This is a genomic window from Streptosporangium roseum DSM 43021 (assembly GCF_000024865.1).
Classification (GTDB): domain Bacteria; phylum Actinomycetota; class Actinomycetes; order Streptosporangiales; family Streptosporangiaceae; genus Streptosporangium; species Streptosporangium roseum.
On sequence record NC_013595.1, the window covers coordinates 10,122,709 to 10,136,692 of the forward strand.

A 13,984-nucleotide genomic window follows, 5' to 3' on the forward strand; every position below is an offset into this window, starting at 1 on the left:
CCTTACGAGACGGGGCTTGCTGGCTGTCTGGCGAATATCAGGGTGCCATACCGCCGGACCGCTCCCACCCCCCCGGGGACCTCCACGCGCCGCTGGCCCCGCCAGTCGGTGACCAGACGGTCCACCTGGAGGATGTGAAACGCGGCGAGCGTGCCCGGCGGGGCTCCGGCCTCGATCGCCGCCCGGCGCAACACCCGCCGCCGCACCGCGGCCGGCACGTCCTCCACCTCCGGTACGGCCACCGTCACCGCTCCGATATCGCTTAGAGCGGAATCGGAGACGACCGCCCGCGCGTAGACCGCGTCGGCCCAGCCGTCGAGCGCGTCGGCGTCGTCCCGGCACAGGTCGGCGGTCCGGGCGAGCGCCTCGGCGACCCCCGGGCCCAGCTCGTCCTCGAAGGCGGGCAGCAGCCGCTCGCGGACCCGGACCCGGGTGTAGCGGGGATCGAGGTTGTGCGGGTCGTCCCACGGCGACAGCCCGAGCGCCGCGCAGGCCGCCACGGTCGTCCGCCGGCCGAGCTCCAGCAGCGGACGCCGGTAGAGCCCCGCCCGCGCCGGCATCCCCGCCAGCGACCGCGTCCCGCTCCCCCGGGCCAGCCGGAGCAGGACGGTCTCGGCCTGGTCGTCCCTGGTGTGCCCGAGAAGCACGGCCGCCGCCCCGAGCCGCACCGCGGCCTCCGACAGCGCGGCGTACCTCGCCTCCCTCGCGGCCGCCTCGGGCCCTCCCGAGGTGCCGACCGAGACGCTCAGCGCCTCGGCGGGGTCGAGCCCGAAGGCGGGCGCGAGCCGTACGACGCCGGCGGCCCGGTCCGGGGAGCCCTCCTGCAGACCGTGGTCGACGGTCAGCAGCCCGGCACTGAGCCCGGCGCGGGGCGCCACGAACCCCAGCCCGGCCGCGAGCGCCAGGGAGTCGGCGCCGCCGCTGCACGCGACCAGCACGAGATCGCCTGGCTCCAGGTCGTCCAGGGCATGCCGTACGGCACGGCGGACGTCGGCGACGGCGGGAGGCGGACCCATGCCGCCATTGTCCGGCCTCCGGTCAGCCCGTGGTGCCGTCGGCCTCGTCCCCGGTCTCGTTCTCCCCTTCGATCCTGGTCTCGGGACGGGCGGCGTCACCGTCGTCGGTCCCGGTTCTCCGGAGATCCGTGACACCGTCGGCCCCGGCGACGGGAAGGGCCGGGGTGCCGATCACCCTGGCGATCCAGCGGTCGGGGTGGGCGATCTCCTCCTGGGTCGGGAGGGTCTCCGCGGAGGTCCAGACCTTGTTGAAGCCGTCCATGCCCACCTGGTCGACGACGGTGCGGACGAAGCCGGAGCCCTGGGCGTACTGCTTCATCTTGAGGTCGACGCCGAGCAGCTTGCGGACCGTCCGGTCGAGGCGGGACCCTCCCTCACGGCGGTGGTGGAACTTGGCCCGGATGTCGGCGACCGAGGGGACCACCGAGGGGCCGACCGCGTCCATGACGTAGTCGCCGTGGCCCTCGACCAGGGTCATCACCGCGGTGAGCCGGTCGAGGATCTCCTTCTGCTCGGGGGTCTGGATCGCGTCGATCAGGTTGCCCTCGCCGCCCCGGACGGCGTCGGCGACCGCGTCGGCGGCCGAGCGGAGCCGCTCCAGGAGGGTGGGCAGGTCCATGTCGGAGGCGAGCAGGAACTCGGTCATCTGGGAGCGGATGTACTCCCGCAGCCAGGGGACACCGGTGAACTGCACCCGGTGGGTCTCCTCGTGCAGGCAGACCCAGAGACGGAAGTCGCGGGGGTGGACGCCGAGCTCCTGCTCGGCGTGCACGATGTTGGGCGCGACCAGGGTGAGCCGGCCGATGGCCTCCCGGCCCGAGGGGTCGGGCGGGAGGAACAGTTCGTACTGCCCGAGAACGCGGGAGGCGAGGAAGGCCAGCACCGCGCCGACCTCGACCCCGGTGATGCGCGAGCCCACCGCGCTCACGATCGCCGGCGTCTGGTCCCTGCGCGCGGCCATCCGCTCGGTCAGCGGCTCCAGGACCACCCGGAAGCCCTCGACGTTGGCCTTGATCCAGCCGGACCGGTCGACGATCGTGGCCGGTTGCGGCGCGGTCTCGGTGTCGATCCGGGTGAACTCCCGGACGTGCCCTTCGGCCTCACGGGATAGCTGTCGCAGCTCCGCGACCGCCTGCCGGGCCTCCTCTCGGCTCACTTGCGGCCCGGGGCGCACCAGGCGCGTTCCGGTCGCTACGGCAAGGTCCCAGTCGATCACCTGCATACCGTCCACCGTACGCGGTCTCCTTCCCGGCCGCGCGCCCCGAGCCCGCGGTCAGCTCGCGGCCACCGTGGCGGCGAGTCTGTCGAGGGCCGCCTCGGCGTTCCTGCCCGCGGGGATGTCGTCCGCCATGAAGGCGAAAGTCACCAGCCGGCCGGCCCTGGTGGTGGTCATACCCGCCAGTGTGCTGACCCCGTTGAGGGTGCCGGTCTTGGCGCGGATCAGCCCGTAGGCAGAGTGGATCCTGCCGAACCGGTGACCGAGGGTGCCGCTGAACCCGGCGATGGGCATGCCGCTGACGATCGGGTGCAGGCGGGGATTCGCCGGGGAGGCCGCCACCGCGATCAGACGGGCCAGGCCCATGGGGGTGATGCGGTTCCGGGGCGACAGCCCGCTGCCGTCGAAGACCCGCACGCCCTCGGCCGCCTTCAGTCGGGTCAGCACCTGGTGGACGGCCGCCGCCGCTCCGTCGAAGGAGGCGGGCCTGCCCTCCTTGATCGCCACCTGCCTGGCCAGGGCCTCCGACAGGTCGTTGTCGCTCAGCGTCAGCGCCCGCTCGACCAGCGCGTAGACCGGGGCGGAGTCGACGCGGGCGATCTCCTGGGCGCCGGCCGGGGCCTTGACCCGGCGGGCGGATCTGGAGACCGCGATGCCCTGCTTCGACAGCATCGAGACGAACGCGCCGTGCGCCGCGCGGGAGGGGTCGGCGACCCGCTGGCGGATGCCCGGGGCGACCCTGCCCTCGTCGACCATGAGCGCCGTGACGGGGGCTGCCTCGCCGTCGGGCACGTAGTTGGGCTTCCACGTCCGGGAGATGGTCGGCCCGGTGTAGAGACCGTCGTCGTAGGCCACCGTCACCTTGGTGGTCCCGGCCGCCTTCAGGGCCCTGGCCGTACGCAGGGCGAGGGAGGCGAGCGAGGCCGGCTGGGGGTAGGCGGGGACCGCGGACGGCTTGCGGGCCGTCAGGGTGGGGTCGCCGCCGCCGACCAGGACGATCGAACCCGGCGAGGAGCCCCGGACCACGCGGGTGCTCAACCTGGCGTCAGGCCCCAGCGAGGCCAGCGAGGCGACCGAGGTGACCAGCTTCGTGGTGGAGGCCGGGGTGACGCCGCCGTCGGCTCCGCTGCCGAACAACGTGGCGCCGGTCTCGGCGTCGAGAACCACGGCTCCGACGTTCCCGCCCAGTGCGGGGTCCCCCAACGCCTCGGTGAGCCGCCCCGCCAAAGTACTCTTGGCCGGGAGAGGTCCGTTCCCCCCCGCGGCCAGCACCGGACTCGCGGTGATGACCGGGACGGGAGGCGGCTCCGCCGGAGCGGCCGATCCGGGCGCCTTCTCGACCAGCAGACCGCTGGTCAGCAGGTGGGCGCCGGCCGCGACGACGAAAATCTGCAGCAAGACGAGAGTGACCAAGGCCACCCACCGCTCACGCCGCATGACGTCGCCGACCTCTCATCAATCGGTATCCAACAGGTATTAACGCTTACGAGACACTAATGCCCGGCCGGGGGTGCCCGGGGGGCTTGAGCGGAGGAAAAAGCGGTGGAGTTCGACGTTCTCGTTGAGATTCCCAAGGGGCAACGGAACAAGTATGAGGTGGACCACGAGTCCGGGCGGATCAGGCTCGACCGGATGCTCTTCACCTCCACGCAGTACCCCGCCGACTACGGCTTCATCGAGAACACCCTCGGTGAGGACGGCGACCCCCTCGACGCCCTGGTGCTGCTCCAGGAGCCGACCTTCCCCGGCTGCCTGATCAAGTGCCGCGCGGTCGGCATGTTCCGCATGACCGATGAGAAGGGCGGCGACGACAAGGTCCTGTGCGTTCCCGCCACGGACCCCCGGATGGAGCACATCCGCGACATCCACCACGTGCCGGAGTTCGACCGCCTGGAGATCCAGCACTTCTTCGAGGTCTACAAGGACCTGGAGCCCGGCAAGTCCGTCGAGGGCGCCAACTGGGTCGGCCGGGTCGAGGCCGAGGAGGAGATCGTCCGCTCCATCAGGCGCGAGAAGGACAACCAGCACTGAGCGTCAGTCCGGACGGGTCGCGCCGACGAGGTCCCTGCGCCATATCGGCGCGACCCGAACCACGTCCCCGGTCTGCGGGGCGTGCACCATCAGCCCCCTGCCGATGTAGATCCCCACATGGGAGATGTCGCCTGGATTGCGGGTGATCCGCCCGAAGAACAGCAGGTCGCCCCGGCGGACCTGGCTGAGCTGGACGTGCCGCCCCGAGGTCCACTGGGTGCCCGTCCAGTGGTCGAGCCTGACCCCGGCCCGCGCCCACGCCTGCATGGTCAGGCCTGAGCAGTCGTAGCTGCGGGGCCCCGTGGCCGCCCACAGGTAGGGCTTGTCGAGCTGGGTGAGCGCCCAGTCGGCGGCGATGTCGCCCCGCGCGGACTGCCAGGTCGTGTTCAGCGGCCAGGTCGGCACCGTCCCTCTGGCCGCCACGAACCGCGCCCTCTTCCGTGCCACCGCCGCGCTCTGGCGATTGCCCTGCCGGGCGCGCTGCTTCGCGACCCTGGTCCACTTGAGTACGGCCACCCGCTTGCCGGCGAGCCGGTCGGCGGCGATCGTCTCCGCCTTCACCTGCTTGTCCAGCCGCGCCCTGTCGGCCTCGATCCGCCGGGTCTCGGCGACCTGCCTGGCCACGGCCTCCTCGGCGGCCTTCTTCGCCCCGGCCGCCCGTTCCGCCGCCTCCCGCCGCTCATCGCAGGCGGCCTCCGCCTCAACGGCCTCCCCCCGGGCACTCCCCGTCTCGGCGCTCCCCGTCTCGGCAGCCCGTACCTGGACATTCCCCGCTCCGACGGCCCCCGTCTCGGCGGCCCCCGTCTTGGCGGCCCCCGTCTCAGCGGCCCCCGCCTGGACGGGCTCCCTCTCGGTGCTCCTCGCCTGGACAGGCTCCCTCTCAGTGCTCCCCATCTGGGCGGGCTCCCTCTCGGTGGCCTCCCCCCGGACGGCCCCCGGCTCGGTGCTCCGCGCCTGGACGGGCTCCTTCTCGGTGTGCCCCGTCTGGACGGGCCCCTTCTCGGTGCTCCCCGCCTGGACGGCCTCCTCGGCGGCCTCCGCCCGGATGACATCCGTCTCAGCGGTCTCCGGCCGGGTCTTGAGGGCGGTCGCGGCCTCCTGAGCGGGGACCGCGACCATCCCGCCATCACCCTGGCGAGGGATCATGACCGCTCCACCCGCCTGAGCGGGGACCGCGGCCGCCCCACCTCCCTGGGCAGGGTTGTTCCAGAGCGTCCCGCCGTCTCCCCGGACAGGGATCACAGCCGCCGCCTCATGGCCCCGCTCCGCCCAGACGGCCCCGGCCCGCTCCCTCGCCTCCCGGAGGAGCTCCTCGGCCCGGGCCGCCTTGGCGCGCTCGGCCTCGTAGATCTCGGTCAGCTTCCTGGCCCGGCCGCTCAGCTCGCCGAGCTCCGCCCGGGCCTTGGTGAGCAGGACTGTGGTCTCGCCGAGCTGTTTACTCCGTTCACCGGCCTTGGACCGGGCCCTGGCGACCTCCTCGGCGGATGGCCCCACCCTGTCCCGCATGGCGACGGCCGGGACGGCCGTGCACGTGATCAGGCAGCAGGCCAGGCCCGCCACCACCGCACCGGCGCGACAGCACCTCTCGACAGACTGCATGTGCCCACCTCCTGAATCGCCGCGTATCGCTACATGTCGTTCCGTGACAATGATCTAGCTCAAGATTCCCCTTAGTCACTCTTCGCACACATGTAACTCACGTAACGTAATCAATATCGGCAGGAACGGCTCCGGGTCACGCCTCCGCCCCTGCCCCCGAGGGCGCGCCGGACGGCGGCCCGGCGGACTCGGCCGCCGGCCTCTCCGTTGACGCGGGCGGGTCGACGGGCCGGGCAGGGGAAGCGGCGGGCACGGCGGGCGGCCCCCCGGTGGGCCGGTCCGCGGGGACCGGCCGCGGAGGCGCGGGAGCAGGCTTGGCGGTCGTGGGAACAGGTTTGGCGGTCGCAGGGGCAGGTTTCGGGGCCGTGGGAGCAGGCTTGGCGGTCGTGGGAGCGGGCCTGGGGGCCGTAGGGGCAGGCTTGGCGGTCGTGGGAGCGGGCCTGGGGGCCGTAGGGGCAGGCTTGGCGGTCGTGGGAGCGGGCCTGGGGGCCGTAGGGGCAGGCTTGGCGGTCGTGGGAGCGGGCCTGGGAGGCTTCGGGGCCGTGGGAGCAGGCCTGGCGGTCGTGGAAGGCGGCGTGGGCCTGGCCGGGCTCGGCACGGCGGGGGTGGGCACGGGCCGGGGAGCCGCGGGGGGCGGCCCCGGGGTGGGACGGCAGCGGCGGGGCGGCCTGATCCCCTGGTGGCCGCGTGGCGGACCGGGCCTTTCCCACGTTCCCAGCCGGGGAGCAGCAGGCCTTTCCCACGCTCCCGGCCGGGGAGGACCAGAGAGCACCGGCGCGGGCTCCTGGGGCCAGGAGGGCCCCGCGGGACCCGCCGTCGGTCCACCGGGCCGGTCCGGCGGCCCGCCGGTCGACGTGGGCGCCGGGACGGGTCCCGGAACGCGCCGGTCAGGCATGGGCTCGGGCCTGGTGACGGCGACCGGCAGGGCCGGCCCGATGGAGCCGATCAGCGGGGCCGGCCCGATCGGATAGGCGGAGGACCCCTCGTAGCGGGACTCCGGAGCCGTCGGGGTGTCCCGCGGCTCCGGACTCCGCGGCGGGCGGATGCCCGGCAGCCCGCCGGTCGCCGGCGACGCGCCCGGCGCGGTGCCGGCGGGCGGCCCGCCGGACGTCATGGCGGCCTGGAGGGAGATCAGAGCCATCGCGGCCACCGCCGCGACCGCGGCCGCCGCAGCGATCGCCGCACGAGACCTGCGGCGGTGCCCGCGAACCCTCTCGACGGGAAACCCGGCGGCGTCCAGGAGTCCCGTCCTGCGGGCGACGTACTGCCGGTAGGGGACGAGCTCGGGGTCGGCGAAGCCGCTCATCACCCGCACGCGCAGCGTCTCCGGCAGCGCGACGCCGGGCAGCAGGTCGAAGACCTTCGCCGCCGAGACCTGCCCGGCCCGGTGGGGCGCGCAGGTGTCGCAGCGGCTCACGTGGCGGATCATCCGCTCACGCGTGCCGGGCGTGAGCTCGCCCGTGAAACCGGCCGGCAGCCGTGCCCGGCTCGCGCAGTCGTGCGGCCCCTTGCGGGCGAGGACCTCCACGGTGACCAGGTCGCGCAGCCGGTCCCGCGCCGATCCGTACATCGCGCCGGCGCGCCTGGCCGAGACGCCCAGCACCGCGGCGAGGTCGGCGACGGACAGGCCGTGCCGGGAGACCAGCTCAAGGACCTCGCGCTCGCCGGGCGACAGGCTCCCGGTGGCGTTCCGGGCCATGACCCGCAGGCCCGCGTCGCCGTTCTCGGCGGGCACCGGGCCCGCCACCGAGGCCGGTGCCGGCGCGGCCGCCGGGCGCCGCCGTACGCACTCCCCCCGAGCGAGTGCGTACAGCCACGCCGCCAGCCGGCCGGGGTCGGCGAGCGCGTGGACGTGGGCCTCGGCCGCGATCAGGGTGTCGCGGAGCGCCACCTGCGCGCCGTCGGGGCCGCCCAGCATGAACCAGCAGTATCTGTAGAGGCCCTCGGCATGCAGGTCGTAGAGCGCGGTGAGGGCACCCGCCTCCCGCGCGCGGAGGGCTTCGACCAGAACGCTGTCATTCATGTGACAGACGGTAAAGGTTTGGTAACTAACAGTTCCAGTGATTTCCGTGCGTTGACGGGAGCTGTGTCCATACGGTCACCCTCGTGGGTAAAAAACGCCGTACGGCATGGCCTCATAAACCTTGATGAATGGTTATTTCTCACCCCGGACCGCGCTGATCGATCTCCCGTCGAGACTTCCGGGGAGAGGGATACCGAGCTGGGCGAAGACAGTGGCCGCCACATCCACCTGGCGGGCTCCCCCGCTCCGCACTCCCTGGGCGATCCCCGGCCCGGCGGCGAGCACGAAGATGCTCCGCTCCTTCGGGGAGACGCCCCCGTGGCCCCCCTCGTCCCGGTGGCCGTGATCGGTGGTGACGATGATCGTCCATCTCTCCGCGGCGAAGGTGCGCCTGGCGCGGATGGCGCCGAACAGCCGGCCGAGGTAGCCGTCCACCGTCTCGATCGCCCGGCGGTAGGCGGGGCCGAGCACTCCCGACCGGTGGGCGACCGCGTCGGTGACCTCAAGGTGCATGAACGCGATGTCGACCTGGCTGGTGCGGAGGAGGTCGGTCATCCTGTCGATGATGAAGGCGTCCTTGTCGCCGATCTTGTATGGCTTGAGATGGCTGGTGGCGTGCCAGTCGACCAGGGCGCCGACCGCCCCGATGTCCATCAGGTAGCGCCAGCCGGTCACGGCCGCGGTGTGCAGGCTCGGCCGGATCCTCTCCAGCCGCGTGAGAAAGTCCGGATATTTCGTGAACTGACGGCCTTCAAAGGAGTTGTTGTGCACGCCGTGCTTCCCCGGCGCCACCCCGGTCAGCACGGTCGACCATCCCGGACCGCTGCTGGAGCGGACCTTCTTCAGCACCTCCAACTGGCCGGTGAGGAAGGTCCCCGCCCGCATGAGCTGCCGGAAGTGCACCGCCCTCGCGGCGAGAAGCCGGTCGCGGCGCACCCCGTCCAGCCCGACGACCAGCACCTTCGGCTGCGGCGGGACCGGGGGCGGGCTCGGCACCGGCGTCGGGACGAGCGTCATCGACATGTAGGGGGTCGACGAGGGAGTGGACACCACCGCGACACTGGGCCGCGGCAGCGCCGGGGCGCCCGGCGCCCCCGGGGCGTGGCCGCAGCCCGACGCCAGGAGCAGGGCCAGGGCCGGCGAGGCCGTCAGGGCCCTCCGCCACGGCCGGGAACTGCGGCTCACCTTCCGGCGGCCGGCACGCCCGGCCCGCCACGCCGTACGGCACGCATGGAGGGCACGGTTACGGCCGGACGTCGCCGGCGGGCGCGACCTGCCTGCCCCGGTCCCTGGCGAACGGCGCCGTGGTCGGCTTGGCCCTGTGCGGCGGGGCGATGCCCCCCAGGGCCAGTTCCTCGTAGGGGCGGCTGCTCGATCCCCAGGTCCGCGCGACCAGCTCGGCCTTGGCGATCTTGCTGGTGTCCCGGACGCTCTCGATGTTCAGGATGAACCGGCGCTTGCCGTTCGCGCGGACGTCGTCCACGAACGTGCTCCCGCCGCCGAGCAGCTTGCCGTTCTTGTCGCGCAGGAGCGCGGTGACCGCCAGGCTGCTGGCCGGCAGCCGGTACGGCGTGCCGACGTACCCGGTGATCAGGTAGCCGTCGTCCCTGCGCTCGGTCAGCACGTCGGAGACGGGGAACGGCCGGAAGGCCGAGACGATCCGGGCCGCCTGGCGCCACTGGGCCGGGCGGTACTGGATGCTCACCTGGGACGGCTTCTCCACGGCGACCACCTGGCCGGTGAAGGAGAGCGACCCGGCCGGCGGCACGGCGTCCAGCGGCTGTTCCAGCCGGACGACCTCCTTGCCCTTGGCGTCCTTGGCGATCACCGTGGCCACCACGTGCTCGCCGAAGTGCCAGGGGTTGCTGTTGACCAGCACCCCCGCCCAGTTCACCACATATCCGTCGTCTCCCTTGAGGATGGAGGAGGTCTCCTCCTTCACCGAGAGCGGCTTGAGCGAGGCGGCCTGCTCCTTCTCGGGGGATGAGGAGCATCCGGCAAGAAGGAGCAGCGCGAGAGCGCCGACGATTCGGGTGCTGTACGTCACCTAGTGGTGATAACCCGCGAACGCGCCCCTCTCCAGCAGACACGCCCAGGTCGGGCGGACTCTTTAACGCTGGCGCACTACCCTCGTCTCATCCCAGACCGGTTCGGGGGATTCGTATACCTTTCCATCCGAACCGAAGACGAGATAACGGTCGAAGTCGTCGGCGAACCAGCGGTCGTGGGTGACCGCGACCACGGTGCCGTCGAAGGCGTTCAGCCCCTCCTGCAGCGCTTCGGCGCTGGCCAGGTCGAGGTTGTCGGTCGGCTCGTCCAGCAGCAGCAGCGTCGTGCCGGACAGTTCGAGCAGCAGGATCTGCAGCCGCGCCTGCTGCCCGCCGGACAGCGTCTCGAACCGCTGCTCGGCGATGGTCCCGGCCAGCTCGTAGCGGGACAGCGCCTTCATCGCCTCGTTCTTCAGCCGGGCGTGCTCGGTCATGACGATCTCGCAGGGAGTCCGGCCGACGAGCTCCGGGCGGGCGTGGGTCTGCGCGAAGTGGCCGGGGACGACCCGGGAGCCGAGCCTGGCCACGCCGGTGTGCCGGACGTCCTCACCGGCGATCAGGCGCAGGAAGTGTGACTTGCCGGAGCCGTTGGATCCCAGCACCGCGACCCGCTCGCCGTACCAGATCTCCAGGTCGAACGGCTTCATCAGGCCGGTGAGCTCCAGGCTCTCGCAGATCACCGCCCGCTTGGCGGTCCGGCCGCCCTTGAGCCGCATGCTGATGAGCTGCTCCCTGGGCGCCGCCTCCGGCGGCCCGGCCTCCTCGAACCTGCGCAGCCGGGTCTGGGCCGAGTGGTAGGCGGCGGCCATGGTGTCCATGTATTTGGCCTTCTGCTTGAGCATGAGGACCAGCCGCTTGATCTTGGCGTGCTCCTCGTCCCAGCGCTTCTTCAGCTCGTCGAGGCGCTCGCTGCGATCCTTGCGGGCCTGGGCGTAGGTGCCGAACCCGCCACCGTGGATCCAGATGTTGCCCGACTCGACGGTGACGATCCGGTCGGCCGCGTTGGCCAGGAGCTGCCTGTCGTGGCTGACCAGCACCACTGTCTTGGGCGTCTCGCGCAGCGCCTGCTCCAGCCAGAGCTTGCCCGGCACGTCCAGGTAGTTGTCCGGCTCGTCCAGCAGCAGCGTCTGGTCCGGCCCCCGCAGCAGTGCCTCCAGCACCAGCCGCTTCTGCTCACCGCCCGACAACGTGTTGACCTCGCGGTATTTGCAGTCGTCGTACGGCATGCCGAGCGCGGCCATCGCGCAGGTGTCCCAGAGCACCTCGATGTCGTAGCCGCCCGCGTCGGTGTAGTCCGTGATGGCCTGCGCGTAGCGCATCTGGGCCTTCTCGTCCTCGCGCTCCATCATCACCAGCTCGGCGGCGTCCAGCCGCTCGGCCGCCTGCCGTACGCGCTGCGGGGCGACGCTGACCAGCAGGTCGTGCACCGTCCGCCCGTCGCGGATGCTGCCGATGAACTGGCGCATGATCCCCAGCCCGCCGGAGCTGGCGACACTCCCCTCGACCGGCTGCAGGTCCCCGGCGATCAGCCGCATCAACGTCGTCTTGCCCGCCCCGTTGGGCCCGACGAGCGCGGCCTTGACCCCTTCACCGATCCGGAAGGACACATCGTCCAGCAACGGCCGCCCATCCGGCAGTACGTACGTCAGATGGCCGACCTCTACGTGTCCCACGACGATTCCCTTCCTAGGTCCTCGCGCAGGGTACCTGCCCACCTACCTTTTGGGCATTTCGATTTCCACCGTCCCGGCACCGTGCGTTCACACCGGACCGGAGCGTGGCCAACGAGGCACCGGGTTCGCGATCGGCCTCGGTGGCCGGGCGAGGTCAGATCCCTCCCACGCCTCGGAGCAGTTCGGTCTTCACCACGCCTTCGACCGCGTGACAGAGCTTGGCATCCGTCGTGAGCAGGGGAACTCCCCGGTCAAGTGCCAGCTGGGCGAAGACGGCGTCATACATGCGCAACGTCAGCCGTACGGCCAGACCGGCAGCCCGCTCCAGATGGTCGGCACCGATCGGATGAACCGTCACACCGAGATCGTCGATAACGCGTACCGCCATCGCGAACTCCTCCGCCGTCAGGCGGCCCGTCAGAAACCCCTTCTTCCGCAGCACTCCGGCCACCTCGATCCGGGCGAAGTCCGCTGTCTCCAACTCGACGAGATCGTCCAGGAATGCCTCCTGAACCTCGCGGGCATGCTCGAACCCGGGCTGATCGACGAACCAGCGAAGGAAGACGCCGGTGTCAACGATGTAGGCGTCAGCCACGCGACTCGTCCCGGAGCCGGTCCAACTCCTCGTCTACCCCGGTCACCCCTCGCATCCGGTTACGGATGGCTTCCAGAGCCACCGCAGCCTTCTCCCTCCGACGGGATGACGACACGTTCTCCCTGACGAGCGCGAGCACCGGCAACACCCGGCTCTCCGGCAACTCGTCCACCAGCAGATGGAGTTCCTCACGCATCGCGCTCATAACCGCAGTGTACGACCCTGTTCCGGCCGGGCGCAGGATCACCGCTACCGGGTAGATGGCGGCCTGCGCCGCTGGAAAAGACGAAGCTCGTATCAGGTTGGTCAAACCACTGGGGTTCATGAGGGTCACAGCTTGCAAGTGGACTGACCGACCACGACATGTGCCACTGTTGATCGCGTGGGGGGACCTGTCCTACGAGGAGGGGGTCATATCCTGTCGAGCGCCGGCCGGGCGAAGACGGCGTCGTACATGCGCAGCGTCAGACGTACCGCCGGACCGGCCCGTTCCAGATGGTCGGCGCCGATCGGGTGGACCGTCACGCCGAGATCGTCGACGACACGTATGGCCATCGCGAACTCCTCCACCGTCAGACGGCCCGCCAGAAGCTCCGAGCAGGCCACCGGAACACCGAAGCGAACCATCCGCACCCGGTTTTGCGGAGCGTAAAAACATGCTGGGGATTCGTAACACTATGCATCTATGAGGGCGGCTCCATCCCTGCTGCTCCCACTGCGCCGCCCCCGGTCGCGGTCCGATTCCTCGAAGAACCCGGGCCGACCCTTCTCATATCCGAACCGATCATTAAGGTTGGCTCATGGAATCCGACGGCTTCAGCTACAGCACCGACCAGCTGCACGGTCTGGCCGGCGGGATCCGTGATACGGCCGTCAAGCTCTTCACCGTGCACGACCGTTTCGAAGAGGTCATGGCGTCCACGCGGGCCGCGCTCGGCGACGACGAGTTCGCTCACGCCTACTGGCAGTCGGGCGGGAGTCGGCTGGCCGCCATCGGTGAGGCCCTGGACCTGTTGAAAAAGGCGGTGGGCGCGCAGGAACCCAACGTCAGGGCGGCCTCCGCCAACTACCGGGCGAGCGATGAGGCCGGCACCATACGCGGATGATCAGAAAATGAGAGATAGACCACGGCGTGACCGCCGGAGTGCTTCCGGCTCATCTTGTCAATGAGCTGGTCAGGCGCGAGTGGCCATGGATACCACCGTTTACGGCAATCGAAAGTTAACAAGGGTGCCACCAGGAGTTAACGTGAGGACCGTGGTGCGCTTCCAGGTGCAGACGATAATCCTGATGTGATCGAGACAGGAGTGAATCGTCTCATGGGGGTGTCAGCGTGAGCATGGACGAGCCTTGGACGGTGCTCGAAAAGCTCGTCAAGGAGGTGAACCGGCAGACCGGGCAGGTTCAGGACATGCACGAGAAGGCCCGGGACATGTCCGCCTCGGCCACGTCGGAGGATGGCATGGTGACCGTCACCGTGGGGGCGCGCGGGGACGTACGCAAGATCGAATTTGATCCGCGGGTCTACCGGAAACTGTCCCCGTCGGAACTGGCCGCCTCGCTCATCGAGCAGATCGGCTTGGCCACCCGGACGGTCTCCGGCGAGCTGAAGGAAGCCGTGCGGCCGCTCGCGCCGGCGGACCTCCCCTTCGAAGACCTGCTCGGCGAGGGCGTCGACTTCCCGTCCTTCCTGGCGCAGGCCATGTCGCCGCGTCCGAAGGGTCGCGGAGAGCGCCCATGACGACGGCGCCCGCCACCTCGCCCGAGCGGCAGCACACTGTCT

At 71.1% G+C, this 13,984-nt stretch carries 14 protein-coding genes; 3 read left to right on the forward strand and 11 right to left on the reverse strand.

What is annotated here, in order from left to right; all coding sequences use genetic code 11:
• Positions 1-2 precede the first annotated feature (2 nt).
• From tilS to dacB, 3 genes are read right to left on the reverse strand one after another with little or no spacing between them, the layout of a single operon-like run.
• Positions 3-1,016, reverse strand: coding sequence for a tRNA lysidine(34) synthetase TilS (gene tilS, locus SROS_RS44310; protein WP_012895523.1), 1,014 nt, complete (start codon positions 1,014-1,016; stop codon positions 3-5).
• Positions 1,017-1,038: 22 nt separating this feature from the next.
• Positions 1,039-2,238, reverse strand: a complete 1,200-nt coding sequence (locus SROS_RS44315) for a zinc-dependent metalloprotease (RefSeq protein ID WP_052317166.1) — start codon at positions 2,236-2,238, stop codon at positions 1,039-1,041.
• 51 nt (positions 2,239-2,289) lie between these two features.
• Positions 2,290-3,651, reverse strand: coding sequence for a D-alanyl-D-alanine carboxypeptidase/D-alanyl-D-alanine endopeptidase (dacB, locus tag SROS_RS44320; protein WP_245564512.1), 1,362 nt, complete (start codon positions 3,649-3,651; stop codon positions 2,290-2,292).
• A 123-nt stretch (positions 3,652-3,774) separates the two neighbouring features.
• Here dacB and SROS_RS44325 point away from each other — a divergent pair, with 123 nt between their 5' ends.
• Positions 3,775-4,263 carry an inorganic diphosphatase gene (locus tag SROS_RS44325; protein ID WP_012895526.1) on the forward strand — a complete coding sequence of 163 codons (489 nt, stop codon included), beginning with the start codon at positions 3,775-3,777 and terminating at the stop codon, positions 4,261-4,263.
• A 3-nt stretch (positions 4,264-4,266) separates the two neighbouring features.
• On the opposite strand, the gene SROS_RS53640 is transcribed toward SROS_RS44325, so the two are convergent.
• From SROS_RS53640 to SROS_RS51565, 8 genes are all read right to left on the reverse strand, one after another.
• A complete protein-coding gene (locus SROS_RS53640) occupies positions 4,267-5,862 on the reverse strand; it encodes an NlpC/P60 family protein (protein ID WP_012895527.1) in 1,596 nt (531 codons plus the stop codon).
• Between the two features lie 136 nt (positions 5,863-5,998).
• The gene (locus tag SROS_RS44335; RefSeq protein WP_012895528.1) at positions 5,999-7,885 is read right to left on the reverse strand and encodes an RNA polymerase sigma factor; all 1,887 of its coding nucleotides are present in this window, start codon (positions 7,883-7,885) and stop codon (positions 5,999-6,001) included.
• Between the two features lie 132 nt (positions 7,886-8,017).
• Entirely contained in the window at positions 8,018-9,070 is a 1,053-nt protein-coding gene (locus SROS_RS44340; protein ID WP_012895529.1) for an alkaline phosphatase family protein, read from the reverse strand.
• Between the two features lie 58 nt (positions 9,071-9,128).
• Entirely contained in the window at positions 9,129-9,932 is an 804-nt protein-coding gene (locus SROS_RS44345; RefSeq protein ID WP_012895530.1) for a hypothetical protein, read from the reverse strand.
• Between the two features lie 63 nt (positions 9,933-9,995).
• Positions 9,996-11,606 carry an ABC-F family ATP-binding cassette domain-containing protein gene (locus SROS_RS44350; protein ID WP_012895531.1) on the reverse strand — a complete coding sequence of 537 codons (1,611 nt, stop codon included), beginning with the start codon at positions 11,604-11,606 and terminating at the stop codon, positions 9,996-9,998.
• Positions 11,607-11,760: 154 nt separating this feature from the next.
• The gene (locus SROS_RS44355) at positions 11,761-12,201 is read right to left on the reverse strand and encodes a type II toxin-antitoxin system VapC family toxin (protein ID WP_012895532.1); all 441 of its coding nucleotides are present in this window, start codon (positions 12,199-12,201) and stop codon (positions 11,761-11,763) included.
• Positions 12,194-12,406 carry a hypothetical protein gene (locus SROS_RS44360; RefSeq protein ID WP_012895533.1) on the reverse strand — a complete coding sequence of 71 codons (213 nt, stop codon included), beginning with the start codon at positions 12,404-12,406 and terminating at the stop codon, positions 12,194-12,196. Before SROS_RS44360 ends, SROS_RS44355 begins: the two co-directional genes overlap by 8 nt.
• Before the next feature lie 206 nt (positions 12,407-12,612).
• Positions 12,613-12,756, reverse strand: coding sequence for a hypothetical protein (locus SROS_RS51565; RefSeq protein WP_169369515.1), 144 nt, complete (start codon positions 12,754-12,756; stop codon positions 12,613-12,615).
• A 245-nt stretch (positions 12,757-13,001) separates the two neighbouring features.
• On the opposite strand from SROS_RS51565, the gene SROS_RS44370 reads away from it, so the two are divergent.
• Positions 13,002-13,307 carry a hypothetical protein gene (locus SROS_RS44370; protein ID WP_012895535.1) on the forward strand — a complete coding sequence of 102 codons (306 nt, stop codon included), beginning with the start codon at positions 13,002-13,004 and terminating at the stop codon, positions 13,305-13,307.
• A 233-nt stretch (positions 13,308-13,540) separates the two neighbouring features.
• Positions 13,541-13,942, forward strand: a complete 402-nt coding sequence (locus SROS_RS44375) for a YbaB/EbfC family nucleoid-associated protein (protein ID WP_012895536.1) — start codon at positions 13,541-13,543, stop codon at positions 13,940-13,942.
• Positions 13,943-13,984: the final 42 nt, after the last annotated feature.

Coding starts and splice junctions, on each gene's coding strand:
- SROS_RS51565 (WP_169369515.1), bottom strand. CDS start 12,756: ATGGCCATACGTGTCGTCGACGATCTCGGCGTGACGGTCCACCCGATC.
- tilS (WP_012895523.1), bottom strand. CDS start 1,016: ATGGGTCCGCCTCCCGCCGTCGCCGACGTCCGCCGTGCCGTACGGCAT.
- SROS_RS44370 (WP_012895535.1), top strand. CDS start 13,002: ATGGAATCCGACGGCTTCAGCTACAGCACCGACCAGCTGCACGGTCTG.
- SROS_RS44360 (WP_012895533.1), bottom strand. CDS start 12,406: ATGAGCGCGATGCGTGAGGAACTCCATCTGCTGGTGGACGAGTTGCCG.
- SROS_RS44335 (WP_012895528.1), bottom strand. CDS start 7,885: ATGAATGACAGCGTTCTGGTCGAAGCCCTCCGCGCGCGGGAGGCGGGT.
- SROS_RS53640 (WP_012895527.1), bottom strand. CDS start 5,862: ATGCAGTCTGTCGAGAGGTGCTGTCGCGCCGGTGCGGTGGTGGCGGGC.
- SROS_RS44375 (WP_012895536.1), top strand. CDS start 13,541: ATGGACGAGCCTTGGACGGTGCTCGAAAAGCTCGTCAAGGAGGTGAAC.
- SROS_RS44315 (WP_052317166.1), bottom strand. CDS start 2,238: ATGCAGGTGATCGACTGGGACCTTGCCGTAGCGACCGGAACGCGCCTG.